This window comes from Methanolobus chelungpuianus (assembly GCF_024500045.1).
GTDB classification, from domain to species: domain Archaea; phylum Halobacteriota; class Methanosarcinia; order Methanosarcinales; family Methanosarcinaceae; genus Methanolobus; species Methanolobus chelungpuianus.
This window is the reverse complement of the sequence record NZ_JTEO01000001.1, coordinates 98,654-115,639: the sequence shown is the minus strand read 5'-3', so window position 1 is coordinate 115,639 and position 16,986 is coordinate 98,654. Positions and strand designations below refer to the sequence as shown.

Below are 16,986 nucleotides of genomic sequence, written 5' to 3'. Positions count from 1 at the left end.
TTATAGTAACTGAGGTATTTATGGACGATAAAGGCCAGATAACCATAGACTATCTGATAAGCATCACGATCTTCTTGCTTGCAATTGTCTTCGTGTTCAGTTATACCTCCGGCATTTTCACGCCGTTCCAGTCCAACTCGGATGAAGTGACGCTGATAGCGGACAGGGTCTCTACGAACGTTGTGGAAAAGAGGATCAGTGCCGGAGATGAAGGCCTTCCCAACCTTGTGAACGCTACAAAGATGAATGAATTCTTCAGTGAACTCAATAATGCCAATTATCAGTCCACCATAAATTCCCTTGGTATGAACGGCAGCTACCTGCGCTATGAACTGAACGTCACGGCTGAGAATATCAGCAGTGGCAACATTGTCTACAGTGCAGGAAAGGAGATACCCCCTCAGGTGAACATCGGACAGACAAGACGGATCATACTCTCCAGGGATGAAGCCACAGGCAATACGGAAATGCTGATCCTCTCGTTCAGGGTGTGGTAAATTGAAGAAAGATCTGCTGTTCAGGCCGGGGAAAGAGGAACGTGCCCAGATGCACACACTCGAAGCTATCATGGCCTCGCTCATTATGGTCGCCATTATAGTGTACACCGTGCAGGCAACTTCACTTACCCCCCTTACATCTTCCACTGCCAATGCCCACATAGAGGCCCAGCTACAGACAATGGGTCAGGACATGCTCAATGCACTCTCATACTCGCCTTATGGGAGGGATTCGGCACTGAAGACTGATATCCTGAACTGGGACGGTGAGCAGTATGTCTGGAACGGCACTATTTACAAGACCGTAAGAACACCAACCCATGAGCTTCAGCAAAGCTCACTTGCAAGGACACTGGAAGCCGTTGCGGTCAAGAGAGGAATAGCCCATAATGTATACTTCGGCTGGGTCAACGAAGAAGGCGTCTCCGTATCGAGGAGATACATATACAACGGGGACCCTTCCAATAACGCCGTGGTGATATCAAAAAGAGTACAATTGTCCAATGCGGATGTCGGCAACGCAACCGAATTCATGAAAAGTACGGGCATTCCTGATGCAGATAATAGCACAGAGTTCTACAACGTCGTCAATGTAAAGATGATGCTCTGGAGGATGTAGTGATCGCATGAAAAGTTTCAATGATTCCGCACAGTTGCTGCTCATAGCAGGATTCGCCATCGGAGTAGGCATAGTTGTGATAACGGTTATGCTGAACAATGTGATATACGCCAGCAACATGGCCTCGGAATCAAGTATCGATACCTCACGTTATGATATTGCCAATGCCATCCAGACAACTACTGAAGCATATCAGGATGCCTACAGATACGCCCTGGACGGCAGTAATAATACTACTGATGACACTCAGTATAGGAAGTATATTGAATCCTATTCCAGGAAAGCCTCACAGAACTATGCGATAGCAGGTTTCACATTCCACCTGCAGGACCATGATTATTCAGAACCCTATTTCACCCACAACGGGCTTGCAGAAGGGAAAAGTAACTGGACCCTTGTGAGCAATGTAGATACTGCTGAAGTATTCTATCTTACACCAAATACCTCGAGTATGGGGAATGAATCCAATCCTCTTGTTATTGAAGCAGTCAATCATAGCGGGAGTAGCCTGTGGCTAATGAGGATGTACAATACAAGCGGAACTATAAATATAACTGTCATAGTCAGCTCATCAATACCCAGTTACCGTAATGTAACAGCAGTAACACCGCTGGAAATAAACATAACAGGCAACCAGATCAATGGGGCAGGGGTTCCTTCGTTCAACTATCCGACATCTGCAGGCCAGGACTATTCGATAAACATCTATAATGGAAACAGCACAGGTGGCATGTGCACTATATCCGGGAACCTTACGTCCGGCCATCCATTCACAATTATGAGGCACCAAGTAGCGAATCCCACACTGAGGATGAGCTCCGGCCAGATGAGCATTAACAGGACAGTACCCATAATCCTGCCGGGAGGGATATCATGAGAGGACTGACAGGAGACGAGAATGCAGTATCGGTCCCACTGGGCTTCATACTCACATTCTCCATAACGGTTCTTGTGCTTGTTATCGCTCTTTCGTCCTTCTATTCAATGATGGGACAGGCAGAGCAAACGGTCATGCGGGATGAGTTCGAAATCCATGGAAGCGACATAGCAGCCCGTATAGCATCCATAGACACAACAGTGGGCATTGCAAAGGATGCAGGAGCCACTATCGGAAAGATCAGTTACAGGCTATCCCTTCCGGACAGGATCGCCGGGGAAGAGTACTCAATTGAATTCTCAAACGCTACAAATGACATTACCATCATGTCTGGGGACAGGATCGAGACAAGGGTCAAGGTACCTTATTCCACCCGGGACACCACTGTTACTCCCACCATACTGTACAGTTCGAAAGGCGAGTTCCTGATGGTTTACAACCCCATAAACAACACTATTGAGATATCCTGAGGATGAGTGCATGGACAGCAGAAGAAGGACGGGAAAAAACATTGTTGCATCCGAAGATGCTCTCTCGGAAGTGCTTGGGTTCAGCCTGACCCTTGGGATCATGGTCCTGGCGCTTGGCGTGATTGGTGTTGCAGGATATCCCATGCTTGAACACATGCAGGAGAGAGGGCATCTCCTCAACATTGAGCAGAGCTTCTCTGTGCTGCAGCCCAATATCAACAAAGTGGCATACGGGAAAGCACCGTCACAATCAGTGGAACTTAAAATGTACGGGAGCCAGGTATCTGTCGCAGGGACCAGTCGCATGAATGTGAGCATGCGGGTATGGAACAGCAGCAGTTCAGCGTATAATACCCGTTCCATTGAAAGGCAGATGAGGACGATCGAGAATCAGTATGGAGAGAATAATGTAGCCTATGAGAACACAGGCACATGGGCCAGATATCCGCAGGGAATGTCGGTGGCTATCTCCAAACCGGATTTTGCATACTACGATAATACCTTGCTTATCCCCATGGTAACTATTTCAGGATCCAGGAGCATATCTGGCTCAGGCCTGACCCGGGTGGTCTCGCAGGGAGGGCAGATATCAGTATCAATGTACGAGAACGTATCCATGGTTAGCCTGACAATCACCAGCGACTATTATGAAGGCTGGGGAAAGTACCTTAATGAGACTTTGGAAATGGGTGTCGATAGTGTGGATCACCAGAATAAGACAGTATCCGTCAGCCGGAGTTATAACCCCGGAATAGATGTGCTTATAACATTATCCCCGATGAGTGTAACTATTGAGTAGAGGTTTTATAGTGGTTCAAAATTTGCTCCGGTCTGAAAAAGCTGTGTCTGCAGTAGTAGGAGTCATGATAATCCTTGCACTGACGATTACATCTACAAGCGTCATCCTCCTGTATTCAGCTCCTTCAATGAAAAACATGCAGGAAATGGCCACAGCTCAGAGGGCTGAGCAGGCATTTACCGTATTCGACTCCAGGACAAGCAAGGTGGCACTGGGAGAATCACCAAGCCAGACAACATCCTTCTCCATAATGGACGGAAGTGTCAGTGTCAAGGGAGATGCAAATGCCTATCAGAACAGCCAGATCGTAGTGGTATGTGCCCAGCTCAGCGAGGGATCATGGTACACTAGTTTTATGAACAACAGATTCAACTGGAACAGTTGGGAGCCTTACGAAAGTCAGCCAAACATGACTGTGTTCGAGTCACCAATGGGAAGCATTACCTATACGCAGGGAGACCGCATCATCGGTTATGAAGGGGGCGGTGTCTGGTCAAAATACCCTACAGGAAAAGCAGTTATGATATCTCCACCCGAATTCCACTATAACGGAGAGACCCTGACCCTGCCGATAATGAAAATAAAAGGAAACGAAGTTTTCAGCGGAAGGACCGATGTTGCAGTGACCGTGAATTCCAACAACATGCCTACTGTCCTCTATCCGGACCCCAGCAGTACAAAGAAAGTGAACCCACTCAGCTCGGATAAAGTACTCATCTACATAAAGAGCGAATTCTACACTGCCTGGGCCGATTACGCCAATTCCCTCACCTATGCCAGTGCAACAACCGATGATGCAAACCAGACTGCCATCGTGGAACTGGAAGTGCTGCCTGAAATGGGAAAGGACCAGCTTAAGCAGACGTTTAAGATTGGTACCCTCAATGACACAAACCCTGCACCAATGTGGGATTTCAAGTTCAACCTCGAAGCAAAATCAAGTCAGGGATTGAATCCTAACAATTATCAGATAACTGCCACATCCGGTTCGAAGACCCTTACATACTATGTGCAGAAAAGCGGCAACTCCCGCTTAAATCTTGAAATTGCATATAAGGATACTGCCATCAGCAGTACAACTGAAACTTGGCAAGGAGCCACCAGTGCAGATTATTTCCCGATAAGCGGCACACAGGCGGATCAGTCAGCGACGGTAGATCTTTTGAGTTCTTCCATTAATATGGCATATATTTCAAGAAACGGGGATTTTTCATGGCCGGATCTGGTTATTACAAAAGACAATATAAATAAAACCCAGTCGCTGAATACCGTATCCCAGCATTACATGAAGCTCCTCACCATGGACGGTTCGGTCATATTCAACATTCAATCCCCGGGAAGCTCTGATCCCGTAGATTATTCAGAATCAACACTCACGCTATTGTATGACGGGATGCCGGGAAGTATCACTTACCTGCATGTGAGCAGGAACGATCTTGAGGTTACTCTCAGTTGAATAACGTTAAAATCATCCCTTAAGGTTTAGCAAGTAGCTTTTTATATAATAAATTGAATATTTATATGGAGTATCATGGATAATAAAGGTCAGATGCACATAGATTATCTTATAGGGATTGCAATATTCCTGATCAGTATTATCTTTGTATTCAATTATACATCCGGGTTGTTTACCCCATTCCAGTCAAACTCAGATGAGGTCACATTGATAGCCGACAGGGTTTCGACAAACATAATTGAGCAGAATATGAGTGCAGGCATGCCCGGAGCAACCAATCTCCTGAATGGCACCAGAGTTGATGATTTCTTTAACTATGCTGACAGTAACTACCAGGATACTGTTGACTTGCTGGGGATGAATGGGACTTACCTGAGGTATGATATTAACGTCACACTAGAGAATACCACAGGAATTATCAGATCTGCAGGAAAGCCACTGCCATCACACGGGAATATAGGGCAGACAATAAGGGTAGTGATGCTGAGGAATGAAAGTGACGGTAATACTTCGGATGCAGTTCTATCTGTAAGAGTGTGGTGAACATGCTGAAAAAAAAAATTACTGCTGCCTTTAAGTCAAACCCTTCTGCTCAGATATACACACTTGAAGCCTTAATGGCATTGTTACTGATAATTGGCGTGATTATTTTTACTGTCCAGGCGACATCCCTGACCCCACTTACTTCCTCTACAGCCAATGCACATATAGAAGCGCAGTTGCAGATACTGGGTCAGGACATGCTTAACTCACTGGATTATGCCGAATACGGACAGGACTCGCCTCTCAAAAGAGACATACTGAACTGGGATGGAGCATATTATACATGGGACTCCTGTGAATATAGCTCAGTAAACGGCGATGTGCTTACAAACAGTTCAACTGCAGAAATACTAAAAACTGTCGCAGCTGGAAAAGGAATAGCACATAACGTAGAAGTTGCATGGCTAAGAGAGGATCTCAAGGATTCCCATAAGTACACATATAGATGGGAGAAATATATCTACAACGGGGAACCTTCGGATAACGCCGTGATAATCACCAAAAGGATACTCTTATCGGATACTGATTTTCCTAATATGGACCCTTCATCTTTCAGACAGAACACAGGTATTAGGGATGCCGATACAGGTACAGATTTCTATAATGTAGTAGATGTAAAGCTAACCCTGTGGCGTATGTAATCATTAAAAGTTAGAGGATATTGTATGAAAAAGTGGAATAACTCTGCACAGATGATATTGATCGCCGGTTTTGCCATAGGGATGGGGATTGTTGTCCTGACAGTCATGCTCAATAATATAATTTATGCAAGTAATACTGCATCAGAAGCAAATATTGAAACTAATGTATTCGATTTCGCCAATACGATGAAAATCACTACTCAGGCTTACGAAAAAGCCTATACCGGAAGCTCAATTGACAGTTCATATATTTCAAATTATACAAATATAATGGCAACCAGTTATGCTCCTTCAGGTTTTATATTCAAGCTGAGTAATGGTCCATTACAGGAGCCATATTTCACAGCGAATGGCCTAAGTAACGGGAAATCTGAATGGACTGTCGTCGAGAGAGTTAACAAAACTGATGTCTTTGAGCTAGAAATAAACACATCAACAATCGGAAATGAGCCAAACTGCCTTGTTGTGGAGGCGCTCAACCATTCAGGCATGTTCTGGTCAGTCAGAATATTCAATTCCAGTGGCATGTACTATGCCAATGTTACAGACAGCAACAGCACGAACATATTGCGTACTGTGCCTATTGGTAGTGGCTATATAAATCTAACCAATAATACGGACTTTCATTTTGATACCATGACAGCAGGGGAGCAATACAAAATCCGGATTGTAAACGGCAGCCAGGCTGGCGGGACTTTTTCTTTAGCAGGAAATCTGACCAACGGAAAGCCCTTTGAGATCAGAAGATACCATGTACTCAATGCCACTATGTCGCTTAATAAGAACGGCCATCTGGAAATGAACGTAACGATACCTATAACATTACCGCAGGGGCAGATATGACTCCGAGAATTGCCAGCAGAAATCTGGTCCTTGACGACAGGGCAGTATCTCTGTCAGTAGGATTTATACTTACTCTTACGATCACAGTCATAGCCACAATCGTTTTGATTAACTCTTTCTACGCTCTAATGGACAGGGCAGAACATACCGTAATGCGCGATGAGTTTGAGATCCATGGCAACGACATCTCTTTGCAGATATCAAATATTGATACGGCTGTCCAGTTAACCAACAACACCGGGGGAAAAGTGGAAAATATTGCTTACCAGCTAACACTCCCGGATACAATAGCAAACAAGGAGTACTCAGTGGAGTTCTCCGACCATCCTAAAGAGATAATATTTGAGTCTGAAGAAAGGGAAGAAACAAGGGTCAGCGTATCGTACACCACCAGAGAAGTCAGTATCAAGCCCACAAAAATATACAGTGGCTCAAGTGATTTCATTTTGCATTATAATACGACCTCAAACATGCTGGAGATCTGCTAAAAACAGGAGGAGCTTTATGAAAAGTATATTTACAAAGTCAGAGGATGCGGTTTCCGAAATGGTGGATTTCAGCATCATCCTGAGCATAATGCTCCTTGCCATAGGAGTAATAGTAGTTACCGGCGCACCAATGCTTGAAAACATTCAAAAGGCACAACAGACAGAGAACATCAGGCAGGGGTTCGAGGTACTGGCCCTTAATATGAACAAAGTGGTACAGGGGAACTCACCATCTCAGTCCATAGAGATGAAGATGTACGGAGGATCCTTATCTGTAGCCGGAGATAATTTTATTAATGTTGATTTAGGGGTGTGGAACTCTTCGACAAACAGTGTTGAGATGATATCCGCTGTAGGTACAAGAGTAAAGAATGTCGAGAACAGCTTCCAGGATACCACCATTTGTTATGAGAACACCGGTGTGTGGGCGAAATATAACAACGGACGGGCAGTGATGGTCTCAGAGCCCCGTTTCACTTATGAGAATAATGCCTTAGTAATACCTGTGGCTAAGATTGACGGTCTCACATCCTTATCGGGCTCCGGGCTTGTTCGTGTAACTGCAGATGGCGGGACAAAAAGAGTGGAAAGATACGAGAACATATCCCGCGTGAACATCTCCGTGACTAGCGACTATTTCGAAGCATGGGAAAAACACCTGAATGAAAGCCTGAAGATGTCAATAGTCTGGGAAAACAGCAGTAATAAAACCATATATATGAGCAAGGAATATCATCCTAATATTGATGTATATGTAGCCAATTCACCCATGATAGTTACAATAAACTAGAAGAAGGGGAGAGCTTTGAAAACCATGTTGAAAAATGATACTGCGGTTTCATCCGTGATCGGTATCTCAATAATTCTTGTTATTAGCCTGTTGTCGATAGGTCTGATGCTCCTTTACACTGCACCTTTGATTGGTGACACTCAGGAGATGGCTAAAGCCCAGAAGGTGGAACAGGCATTTACGGTCTTTGACTCCAGGACAAGTAAATCATCACTTGGAGAATCTCCTCTTCAGACAACGTCGCTTACCCTTATGGGAGAGAATATCGCAGTGCACGGGAACCCGGAGTCCTACAATGAGAGCAGCATAATGGTTATAGCTTTATCTTCCGATTCCTCCTGGTATAACAGTTTTTACCCGAACCGTGGAACCTGGAATTCATGGAAATGGTATGAAGAGAATGAACAGAATTTTACAGGATTCAATGCATCCATGGGGAAAGTAAGATACTATTCCGGAAACAGAATCATAGCTTATGAGGGGGGAGGCATCTGGTCCAGATATCCGGATGGAGGAACTATAATGGTATCGCCGCCTGAGTTCCATTATAACGGCGAGACTTTAACCCTCCCGATCATGAAAGTGACAGGCAGTGACTCTGTCGGAGGAAGTTCAAATGTGAATATGAAGGTGAAGGCCTCCAATAAGCCCGTGGTGCTTTACCCAAACACAACCCTGGGCAATAGTTTCACAAACCCCCTTAACTGTGATAAGATCCTTATCTATTTTAACAGCGAGTTCTATGACGGGTGGGCAGAGTATGCAGAGACACTGACAACCACCACTGCTATGCTTGACCACAGAAATAAGACAGCTATCATCGAGATGGATACAAAACCCAAGATGGGAACATTCCCCTTGATGAATTCGTTCAAGATCGGCAAGTTAAACCAGTCAAACTCCACACCAATCGGCAACTTCTCTTTCTATTTAGAAGCTGTAGATACCGATGCATCCAATTTTAACCCTGCAGGCTCAAAAATCACTGCTACATCAAAAACGAAGACTCTGACATATGAAGTCAAAAAAGTTAGTCAGCCTCATCCTTATACTCTCGGCTTAACTATTACATATACAGATGCTGCTTTTGGTGACGGCAGCCAAGTGGAAGTATGGGAAAGCATAAGCACTTACCCAGTTTATTCAGCTACAAACAAGGAAGCAAACAGTACACTTGACCTTGTGAATGACACTTATATGCTAAAATATGATTCGCAAAAATCTGATGAAGAATATTCTTGGGGTCCTATCAGCCCTACAAGAATGACACCGGATATTAATATCACCGGAAGCAATGCGAACAGCATACAATCAGTGAATAACATCACCCAGCACTATATGAAACTCCTGTCACAGGATGGTGTTATCGAGTGTACGTGGCTGGAAGGTAATAATGCACAGCCAAACAAGAATAAAAAAAACAATAAGATCAACATGGATGAGTCCACATACACCTTGATTTATGATGGCGGAGGCGGCGTCCTCACATACCTGCACATCACAAGCAATGATGTAGAAGTGACACTCGAATAAGTAAGCAATTAAGGGTTTTACAGAAACCCTTAAATCAATCCCGCCCATTGAACCTGCAAATAAGGTGAATCATATGAAGAAAGCGATCATCGAAACCGAGAAAGGCAACATCGTACTGGAACTGTTCGAGAAGGATGCGCCAAAGACCGTGGAGAACTTCGAGAAGCTCATAAAGAAAGGATACTATGACGGGCTCACTTTCCACAGGGTCATCCCCAATTTCGTTATCCAAGGCGGGTGCCCCAAGGGAGACGGCACCGGCGGACCAGGCTACAGCATCAAGTGCGAAACCAAGGGCAACCCGCGCAAGCACGGCAAGGGCGCGCTCTCCATGGCCCACGCAGGCAAGGATACCGGCGGCAGCCAGTTCTTCATCACACACTCGCCACAGCCCCACCTTGACGGCGTCCACACAGTCTTCGGCCAGGTCATCGAAGGCATGGATGTCGTGAACAAGATCAAGGCAAAAGACAAGATGAAGAAAGTCACCATTGTTGAAGAGTAACTCTTTTTGAAGCAGCCGTGATGCTGCTTTTTTCTGTTTTAATGTATAATTTTCTGATCCCAGATATCTACCTGATTCATGTGGGTTCATCCATTAGTCCGTACTCCTTAACTTAACAGAATCCCCCTTCAGAAAACTACTTATAGTAAAATGAGGAAGAGACCGTTATGTACAGTCGGACATAACGTAGGAAATTATCTTTGTCGTTATTCAGGCTACCGGAGGAGAGTAACAATCATGGCACTAAGCAAAAAACTGATCCTGGCTATTGCAGCCATCTTAACGATGGGGCTCTTTGTGAGCGGATGTACGGACACTGACACAGGTACAAGGCCGACGCAGAACACAACAATAACAGTATCCTCTGCTGCAAGCCTTACCGAAGCTTTCACAGCAATGGAGAAGGAGTTCGAAACAGATAATCCGGGCATAGATGTCGTTTTCAACTTTGCGTCATCGGGAACCCTCAGGTCACAGATCGAGGGCGGAGCGCCCATAGATGTGTTTGCATCGGCTGCCCGGGACCAGATGGACATGCTTGCATCAAAGGGCTTGATACATAACGATACAAGAGAGGATTTCGTGGAGAACTCCCTCGTGCTGATAGTCCCAAAGGGTAACGGTCTTGGGATCACAGGCATGGAAGACCTTACGAGGTCCGATGTCAGGAACATAGCGATAGGGAATCCGGAGACAGTGCCCGCAGGTAAATATGCAAGGGAATCACTAGTCAGCGCCGGGATGTGGGGCAGCGTTTCAGGCAAGATGCTCATGGGAGAGAACGTGAAGCAGGTGCTTGTCTACGTGGAAATGGGAGAAGCTGATGCGGGATTTGTGTTCAGCACCGACGCATCGTCTGCACGGCGGGATACAATTGAAGTGGTAACCTCTGTCCCCGTGAGCACACCCGTCACATACCCAATAGCTGTTGTCTCATCCACCCGGCATCTCGAAGAATCACAGAGATTTGTGGACTTCGTGACGGGAGAGAACGGCAGAACCATACTGGAACAATATGGGTTCAGCATTCCTCAGAGCGAGTGAGATGCAGCGCCTGACAGGACAGTTATGTCCGGAACAAAAGTAAATCTATATTGGGGACATAAGGATTCAGGACATATATTTTGGAATGTAAGTGATGATAGAACAGATCTGGTTCCCCCTTTCAATTACACTGAAAATTGCGGTAATATCCACGCTTGCAGTGGCGCTGGCAGGCGTGATCATATCATATATACTCGCAAGACGTGATTTCAGGGGAAAATGGCTTGCAGACATCTTTGTTACTTTACCCCTTGTGCTTCCACCCACGGTGACAGGTTACCTGCTGGTGGTGCTCCTGGGCAGGAACGGCTTTCTTGGCAGCATATTGTACAACATAACAGGATGGAGCATACTATTCACCTGGGAGGCCGCTGCCATTGCGGCTTTCATAGTGTCTATTCCGCTGATGGTCAAGACCACCACGGCAGCCATCGAGGCCGTGGACAGGGATTTCGAATATGCAGCATTCACCCTGGGAAGGAAGGAGCTTGACACTGCACTCTTCATTACGCTCCCGCTTGCCAGAAAGGGCATACTTGCAGGCATCGTCCTGAGCTTTGCAAGGGCCGTGGGGGAATTCGGTGCAACGCTCATGGTCGCCGGCAATATCCCGGGAAGGACCAACACAATGTCGATCTCTATATACAGCGCATTCCAGGCAGGCAACAGCGAGCTTGCCAATATGCTGGTCATCATACTCGTGGCAATATCTTTCCTTTCCATGGCCGTGACTGCAAAACTTGTTAACAGCTGGAGGATATGAGGAGGAAGTATGGGCATCAGAGTGGATTTCAGGAAACGGTACTACAGGAAGAAGAGCGATAAGAAGAGAGGTATAGAGCCGGCTTTCCTGCTTGATGCCAAGTTCGAGGCCGGCAACGAGCTGGTGGTACTTTTCGGACGCTCCGGTTCCGGGAAGACCACGACCCTCCAGTGCATATCAGGGCTGCTGGAACCAAATGGCGGTAAGATAATAGTCAATGACAGGACGTACTTCGACTGCCATAAGCAGATCAACCTTCCGGTCCAGGAACGCAGTCTAGGCTACGTTTTCCAGAACTATGCCCTTTTCCCCCACATGGATGTCAAAAAGAACATAGCCTACGGCCTGAAAGGATGGGGCGAGGAGGAAAAGGACAGAAGGGTCCGGGAGATGCTGCACCTGCTCCATATCGAGGGCCTTGAGGACAATTACCCCTCGCAGCTGTCGGGAGGACAGAAACAAAGGGTAGCGCTGGCCCGCGCGCTGGCCCCGAAACCCGATATCCTGCTGCTGGACGAACCCTTCTCGGCGCTGGACATGATCGTCCGCATGAAACTCCGGGAAAGGATCAAGCAGATACAGAGAGAGCTCGGGATACCGGTACTCTTTATCACGCACAACCATGTGGAAGCTTTCACAATAGCTGATAAGGTGGTGGTTTTCCATGAAGGGCGCGTGCAGCAGACAGGCACGCCCGAGGAAGTATTCTACCATCCCAACAACAGGCATGTTGCCGAACTTGTGGGCATGTCCAACATCTTCGGCGACGCCGTAGTGGTGGAAGCGGATAACGGGTCGGGCACTGTCCTTTTGAAGAGCGGGGAAATGCTGATAAAAGCCAACAATACCGGACTGAGAACAGGGGACAGGACATCCTGGGGCATCCGGCCTGAGAACATCCGTATTCTCCGGGAAGATATGGAAGGCACTACACAGGAGAGCAATATTTTCAGCGCATCTGTGAGGAGCACGATCAATAAGGGATCGAGCAGACTGATGGCTCTTGAAGTGCCTGAGCATCAGGACCTGCTTTTTGCTGAAGTGCCAAATCAGCTTCTGGAGAACAGGGGTCTCCAGACCGGAGATGCCTGCAGGATCCGCATTGACATGAACAGGATAGTGCTCTTTTAAAGACAGGACCGACCGCCTTCTCAGGAGATCCGGGATTTGCAGGAACTGGCAGGAAGCGAGATTCCAACAGGCTTTTAACGCAGGATTCCCTCTGTTCATAAAGAGAATGAAATTCATAGAGAAGATATTCGGGAAAAGGCAGAAAGATACTGAGGTCACACCAGTAAAGCTCCAGTTCAGCAAGCTCCCTGAACTGATCAGGGAGGAGCGCGAAAAAGAATTCGGCTCACTGAGGCCGCAGATAGGGGAGAAGTATACAGAGATAGACGCAGCTGTCAAGCAGATCAGTGGTGCCAAGAAAAGCCTGCTTGAGGCAGAAGCGCTTGCCGAAGCCAGCAAAAAGATGGAGAAAGCAGGAGACTCGAACAGGGATAATGTAGCCCATAACCTTGACCTTGTCACAGGAAAGATAAGGGTGCCTTTCGGCCGGGAACCCAGGGATGCACTTGAATTCTACATGGATGCACGATCCGTCCTTAAAACTGCCTTAGATAACACCCGCAGAAGCCAGTTATACATAAAAGCCCTCTACCCAAGGGAATTCGAGAACATCATCCTCAGCCTTGTAAACCTTGAAAGACAGCTTGATGAGCTCCATGCTCTCCTTGAGAATAAAAGGAAAAGGACAGACGCCTTTGAAAAGCTCCCTGAACAGGTGGAGAACATACATCAGCAAATGAGGATTGCAGAACAGTATAGTGAAAGGATGGCCGATCTTGAGTCAAAGTACGAGGCTGTACAGAAGGAGCTTGCAGCTACTACAGCCGGGATTGAAGGACTTGAGGGCGGCAGGGACTTTGAAAGAGCGAGAGACCTTGAAGAGCGGATCAGGGCACTTGAAGGGAAGGTGTCTGCCGTGGATGCGGAGATCAGCAGATTGTTCACGCCCATGTCCAAGGCGCTTTCCAGAATGGAAAAACAGGACAAGAACGAGATGTACGTGCTATCGCCTGAGAACAGAAAGCTGCTTGGCATGATAAGGGATGAACCTGCCTCGATCCGGGAGAATGAACTCGGGCAGTTTCTCGACATGCTCAAAAAAAGGATTGATAACAGGGACCTGGGACTTAAGGACCAGATGTACGACAAGATACTCAGGCAGATAGAAAAGCTCAGGGATCCCTCAACAATATCCGGCCTGCGTGCCCAGAGAGAACGATATGTATCAGAGATAAGATCACACCGGGAAGAGCTAAGCCGGCTGGATGTCTACAGGGAAAGGGAGAACCTCGTGAAGCAGGTAGTCCAGCGCCAGGCTTCAGCCAGCCTCCTCTTAAGCGAGCTTGATTCGGAAAGGAAAGAACTGGAGGAAACTGAGGGCAAACTGGAAGAGGCAAGGAAGATGCTCAACTCGCAGATAAAAGATATCTTTGGCGTGGACGCCGAGATAATATATGACAGCTGAGATTCACGCATCCTTGCTTACCTACATGTTCTTGCTTATCCATACATACTTATCCTAGTTCGTGAAAGCCAGCAAAAACATAATACTTTTGAAGTTCAATGTTATCCTATTATCCTTAATTCCAGATGCAGGGATCTAGTATGGGAAACAGCAAATATATCCGGTGGTTTGAAGAGATCACAATAGATGATGTTCCGTTGGTGGGTGGCAAGAATGCCTCCATCGGGGAGATGTACAGGGAACTGACAGGTAAGGGTATCAGGATCCCGAACGGGTTTACAGTTACCGCAGATGCATACTGGCACGTTCTCGAATCTTCCGGTTCTCTTAATGAACTTAAGAACACCCTTGAAGGGCTGGATACGGAAGACGTGCACGATCTCTCGCAGAGGGGAAAGAAGGCGAGAGGCATCATTCTTGATGCAGGCATCCCGGACGATCTCTGGAGCGAGATAAAAGAGGCGTATGACAAGCTCAGCGAACAATACGGGCCGGACACCGACGTGGCTGTGCGCAGCTCGGCAACTGCGGAAGACCTTCCTAATGCATCCTTTGCAGGCCAGCAGGAGACCTACCTTAACATCCACGGGTACCACTCACTGAAAGATGCATGCAGCAGGTGTTTTGCATCACTTTTTACAGACAGGGCGATATCATACCGCGTCAATAACAACTTCGACCATTTCAAGGTGGGCCTCTCCATAGGCGTCATGAAAATGGTGCGCTCGGACCTTGCATCCAGCGGCGTCATGTTCACCATCGATACGGAAACAGGCTTCGAGGATGTGGTGTTCATAACCGCAGCCTACGGCCTTGGAGAGAATATAGTGCAGGGGGTCGTGAACCCTGACGAATATTATGTGTTCAAGCCCACACTGAAGGAAGGACACAGGCCTATTATCAACAAGACGCTTGGTGAAAAGGAGATAAAGATGATATACGGCCGCGGGGATTCCAGGGTGCTGACCCGTAACGTGGATGTTCCCGAGGCGGACAGGAAACGCTTCTGTATCAATGATGACGAGATCCTCCAGCTTGCAGCTTATGCACTCACCATAGAGGACCACTACTCCGGAAAGAATGGAAAGAGATCGCCCATGGATATCGAATGGGCAAAGGATGGCGAGACCGGGGAACTATTCATCGTACAGGCAAGGCCCGAAACCGTGCAGTCCCTGAAGAGGAAAGATGTCCTTGAGACCTTTGTCCTTGACGAGAGGTCATCGGTGATCGTCACGGGCCGGAGCGTAGGCAGTAAGATAGCAGCCGGTAAAGTTCGAGTTATTCCAGATGTTTCTGTGCTTCCTTCATTCAAGGCAGGAGAAGTGCTGGTCGCAGATACCACCACTCCTGACTGGGAGCCTGTGATGAAAAAGGCGGCAGCCATCATCACCAATAAAGGCGGGAGAACATGCCATGCAGCGATCGTGAGCAGGGAGCTGGGAATCCCTGCGGTGGTAGGTGCAGGGAACGCTACTGAGAAATTATCATCCGGCATGGATGTCACGGTGAGCTGTGCCGAGGGAGACGTCGGAAGAGTGTATGAAGGAGCACTTAAGTTCCATACTGAAAGCGTAGACCTCAAGGAGATGGAAGGCACAAATACCGAGGTCATGATGAACCTTGGAAATCCCGAGGAGGCCTTTGGCCTGTCAATGATCCCCAATGACGGCATAGGGCTTGCAAGACTGGAGTTCATAATATCCAGCTACATACGCATCCACCCCATGGCACTTGTGCATCCTGAAAAGGTGCAGGACAGCATTATGCTTGAACAGATAGAGGGGCTCACAAAAGGTTACGGCAGCAAAGAGGATTATTTTGTGGAAAAGCTCTCCTTTGGAGTGGGGACCATTGCAGCCGCATTCTATCCCAAGCCAGTGGTCGTACGCATGAGCGACTTCAAATCCAACGAATATGAGAGCCTGCTGGGAGGCAGGTACTTCGAGTTTGCGGAGAGCAACCCCATGCTCGGTTTCAGGGGAGCTTCCCGTTATTATGATGAGAGGTACAGGGAAGGCTTTGCTCTTGAGTGCAGGGCAATGAAGAAGGTCAGGGACGAGATGGGACTCACCAACCTTATTCTTATGATCCCGTTCTGCAGACGTGTGGACGAGGCGGAAAAAGTGCTTGCCGAGATGAAGAAGCATGGCCTTGAAAGGGGCAGGAGCGGCCTGCAGGTGTATGTGATGTGCGAGATACCAAGCAACGTCCTTCTCGTAGACGAATTCAGCAAATACTTTGACGGCTTTTCCATAGGCTCCAATGACCTGACCCAGCTGACCCTGGGCGTTGACAGGGATTCGGAGATACTTGCCGAGTCCTTTGATGAAAGGGATGAGGCAGTCAAAAGGATAGTTTCCATGGCGATACAGGGAGCAAAGCGTAACGGCAAGCATAGCGGCCTGTGCGGGCAGGCGCCCAGTGACTTCCCGGAATTTGCCGAGTTCCTTGTGAGGGAGGGCATTGATTCGATATCCCTGAACCCTGACTCGGTCCTGCGGATCGTGCCAAGGATACGGCAGGCAGAGAAAGAGATGGAGAAGCAGGGATAAATCCCCTGCCAGCCAGAGGAAGTGCCC

Annotated in this window: 18 protein-coding genes; all 18 read left to right on the top strand. The window is 47.4% G+C overall.

All coding sequences use genetic code 11. The features are described from left to right. The first annotated feature begins 20 nt into the window (after positions 1-20). A complete protein-coding gene (locus PV02_RS00620; RefSeq protein ID WP_256621385.1) occupies positions 21-497 on the top strand; it encodes a DUF7287 family protein in 477 nt (158 codons plus the stop codon). A 1-nt stretch (position 498) separates the two neighbouring features. Next, complete coding sequence (locus tag PV02_RS00615) at positions 499-1,116, top strand: DUF7288 family protein (protein ID WP_256621384.1); 618 nt, start codon at positions 499-501, stop codon at positions 1,114-1,116. 7 nt (positions 1,117-1,123) lie between these two features. Next, positions 1,124-1,993 carry a hypothetical protein gene (locus tag PV02_RS00610; RefSeq protein WP_256621382.1) on the top strand — a complete coding sequence of 290 codons (870 nt, stop codon included), beginning with the start codon at positions 1,124-1,126 and terminating at the stop codon, positions 1,991-1,993. Further along, positions 1,990-2,463 carry a DUF7266 family protein gene (locus PV02_RS00605; RefSeq protein WP_256621381.1) on the top strand — a complete coding sequence of 158 codons (474 nt, stop codon included), beginning with the start codon at positions 1,990-1,992 and terminating at the stop codon, positions 2,461-2,463. The genes PV02_RS00610 and PV02_RS00605 overlap by 4 nt, the downstream gene beginning before the upstream one ends. 10 nt (positions 2,464-2,473) lie before the next feature. Beyond that, positions 2,474-3,262, top strand: coding sequence for a DUF7289 family protein (locus tag PV02_RS00600; protein ID WP_256621379.1), 789 nt, complete (start codon positions 2,474-2,476; stop codon positions 3,260-3,262). A 10-nt stretch (positions 3,263-3,272) separates the two neighbouring features. Continuing rightward, positions 3,273-4,718 carry a DUF7289 family protein gene (locus PV02_RS00595; protein ID WP_256621378.1) on the top strand — a complete coding sequence of 482 codons (1,446 nt, stop codon included), beginning with the start codon at positions 3,273-3,275 and terminating at the stop codon, positions 4,716-4,718. Between the two features lie 75 nt (positions 4,719-4,793). Beyond that, positions 4,794-5,261, top strand: a complete 468-nt coding sequence (locus tag PV02_RS00590; RefSeq protein ID WP_425438336.1) for a DUF7287 family protein — start codon at positions 4,794-4,796, stop codon at positions 5,259-5,261. 2 nt (positions 5,262-5,263) lie between these two features. Beyond that, on the top strand, positions 5,264-5,902 hold the full coding sequence (locus PV02_RS00585) for a DUF7288 family protein (RefSeq protein WP_256621376.1): 639 nt from the start codon (positions 5,264-5,266) through the stop codon (positions 5,900-5,902). Between the two features lie 24 nt (positions 5,903-5,926). After that, positions 5,927-6,745 carry a hypothetical protein gene (locus PV02_RS00580; RefSeq protein ID WP_256621374.1) on the top strand — a complete coding sequence of 273 codons (819 nt, stop codon included), beginning with the start codon at positions 5,927-5,929 and terminating at the stop codon, positions 6,743-6,745. Further along, positions 6,742-7,233 carry a DUF7266 family protein gene (locus tag PV02_RS00575; protein ID WP_256621372.1) on the top strand — a complete coding sequence of 164 codons (492 nt, stop codon included), beginning with the start codon at positions 6,742-6,744 and terminating at the stop codon, positions 7,231-7,233. Before PV02_RS00580 ends, PV02_RS00575 begins: the two co-directional genes overlap by 4 nt. A 16-nt stretch (positions 7,234-7,249) precedes the next feature. Next, the gene (locus PV02_RS00570) at positions 7,250-8,023 is read left to right on the top strand and encodes a DUF7289 family protein (RefSeq protein WP_256621371.1); all 774 of its coding nucleotides are present in this window, start codon (positions 7,250-7,252) and stop codon (positions 8,021-8,023) included. 24 nt (positions 8,024-8,047) lie between these two features. After that, positions 8,048-9,556 (top strand): DUF7289 family protein, encoded by a 1,509-nt coding sequence (locus PV02_RS00565; RefSeq protein WP_256621369.1) that lies wholly within the window; start codon positions 8,048-8,050, stop codon positions 9,554-9,556. A 73-nt stretch (positions 9,557-9,629) separates the two neighbouring features. Further along, on the top strand, positions 9,630-10,061 hold the full coding sequence (locus PV02_RS00560) for a peptidylprolyl isomerase (protein ID WP_256621368.1): 432 nt from the start codon (positions 9,630-9,632) through the stop codon (positions 10,059-10,061). 237 nt (positions 10,062-10,298) lie between these two features. Next, on the top strand, positions 10,299-11,105 hold the full coding sequence (gene modA / locus PV02_RS00555; protein WP_256621366.1) for a molybdate ABC transporter substrate-binding protein: 807 nt from the start codon (positions 10,299-10,301) through the stop codon (positions 11,103-11,105). Positions 11,106-11,199: 94 nt separating this feature from the next. Then, entirely contained in the window at positions 11,200-11,868 is a 669-nt protein-coding gene (modB, locus tag PV02_RS00550) for a molybdate ABC transporter permease subunit (RefSeq protein ID WP_256621365.1), read from the top strand. A 9-nt stretch (positions 11,869-11,877) separates the two neighbouring features. Beyond that, the gene (locus tag PV02_RS00545; RefSeq protein ID WP_256621364.1) at positions 11,878-12,999 is read left to right on the top strand and encodes an ABC transporter ATP-binding protein; all 1,122 of its coding nucleotides are present in this window, start codon (positions 11,878-11,880) and stop codon (positions 12,997-12,999) included. A gap of 106 nt (positions 13,000-13,105) precedes the next feature. Then, positions 13,106-14,404, top strand: coding sequence for a hypothetical protein (locus tag PV02_RS00540; RefSeq protein ID WP_256621362.1), 1,299 nt, complete (start codon positions 13,106-13,108; stop codon positions 14,402-14,404). 140 nt (positions 14,405-14,544) lie between these two features. Further along, complete coding sequence (ppsA, locus tag PV02_RS00535) at positions 14,545-16,959, top strand: phosphoenolpyruvate synthase (RefSeq protein WP_256621360.1); 2,415 nt, start codon at positions 14,545-14,547, stop codon at positions 16,957-16,959. Positions 16,960-16,986 lie beyond the last annotated feature (27 nt).

What these genes read in the sequence shown, in the direction of transcription:
- PV02_RS00580 (WP_256621374.1), top strand. Translation starts at nt 5,927, where the DNA reads ATGAAAAAGTGGAATAACTCTGCACAGATGATATTGATCGCCGGTTTT.
- PV02_RS00540 (WP_256621362.1), top strand. Translation starts at nt 13,106, where the DNA reads ATGAAATTCATAGAGAAGATATTCGGGAAAAGGCAGAAAGATACTGAG.
- PV02_RS00600 (WP_256621379.1), top strand. Translation starts at nt 2,474, where the DNA reads ATGGACAGCAGAAGAAGGACGGGAAAAAACATTGTTGCATCCGAAGAT.
- PV02_RS00545 (WP_256621364.1), top strand. Translation starts at nt 11,878, where the DNA reads ATGGGCATCAGAGTGGATTTCAGGAAACGGTACTACAGGAAGAAGAGC.
- PV02_RS00590 (WP_425438336.1), top strand. Translation starts at nt 4,794, where the DNA reads ATGGATAATAAAGGTCAGATGCACATAGATTATCTTATAGGGATTGCA.
- modB (WP_256621365.1), top strand. Translation starts at nt 11,200, where the DNA reads ATGATAGAACAGATCTGGTTCCCCCTTTCAATTACACTGAAAATTGCG.
- PV02_RS00605 (WP_256621381.1), top strand. Translation starts at nt 1,990, where the DNA reads ATGAGAGGACTGACAGGAGACGAGAATGCAGTATCGGTCCCACTGGGC.
- PV02_RS00575 (WP_256621372.1), top strand. Translation starts at nt 6,742, where the DNA reads ATGACTCCGAGAATTGCCAGCAGAAATCTGGTCCTTGACGACAGGGCA.
- PV02_RS00620 (WP_256621385.1), top strand. Translation starts at nt 21, where the DNA reads ATGGACGATAAAGGCCAGATAACCATAGACTATCTGATAAGCATCACG.
- modA (WP_256621366.1), top strand. Translation starts at nt 10,299, where the DNA reads ATGGCACTAAGCAAAAAACTGATCCTGGCTATTGCAGCCATCTTAACG.
- ppsA (WP_256621360.1), top strand. Translation starts at nt 14,545, where the DNA reads ATGGGAAACAGCAAATATATCCGGTGGTTTGAAGAGATCACAATAGAT.
- PV02_RS00610 (WP_256621382.1), top strand. Translation starts at nt 1,124, where the DNA reads ATGAAAAGTTTCAATGATTCCGCACAGTTGCTGCTCATAGCAGGATTC.
- PV02_RS00585 (WP_256621376.1), top strand. Translation starts at nt 5,264, where the DNA reads ATGCTGAAAAAAAAAATTACTGCTGCCTTTAAGTCAAACCCTTCTGCT.
- PV02_RS00565 (WP_256621369.1), top strand. Translation starts at nt 8,048, where the DNA reads ATGTTGAAAAATGATACTGCGGTTTCATCCGTGATCGGTATCTCAATA.
- PV02_RS00570 (WP_256621371.1), top strand. Translation starts at nt 7,250, where the DNA reads ATGAAAAGTATATTTACAAAGTCAGAGGATGCGGTTTCCGAAATGGTG.
- PV02_RS00560 (WP_256621368.1), top strand. Translation starts at nt 9,630, where the DNA reads ATGAAGAAAGCGATCATCGAAACCGAGAAAGGCAACATCGTACTGGAA.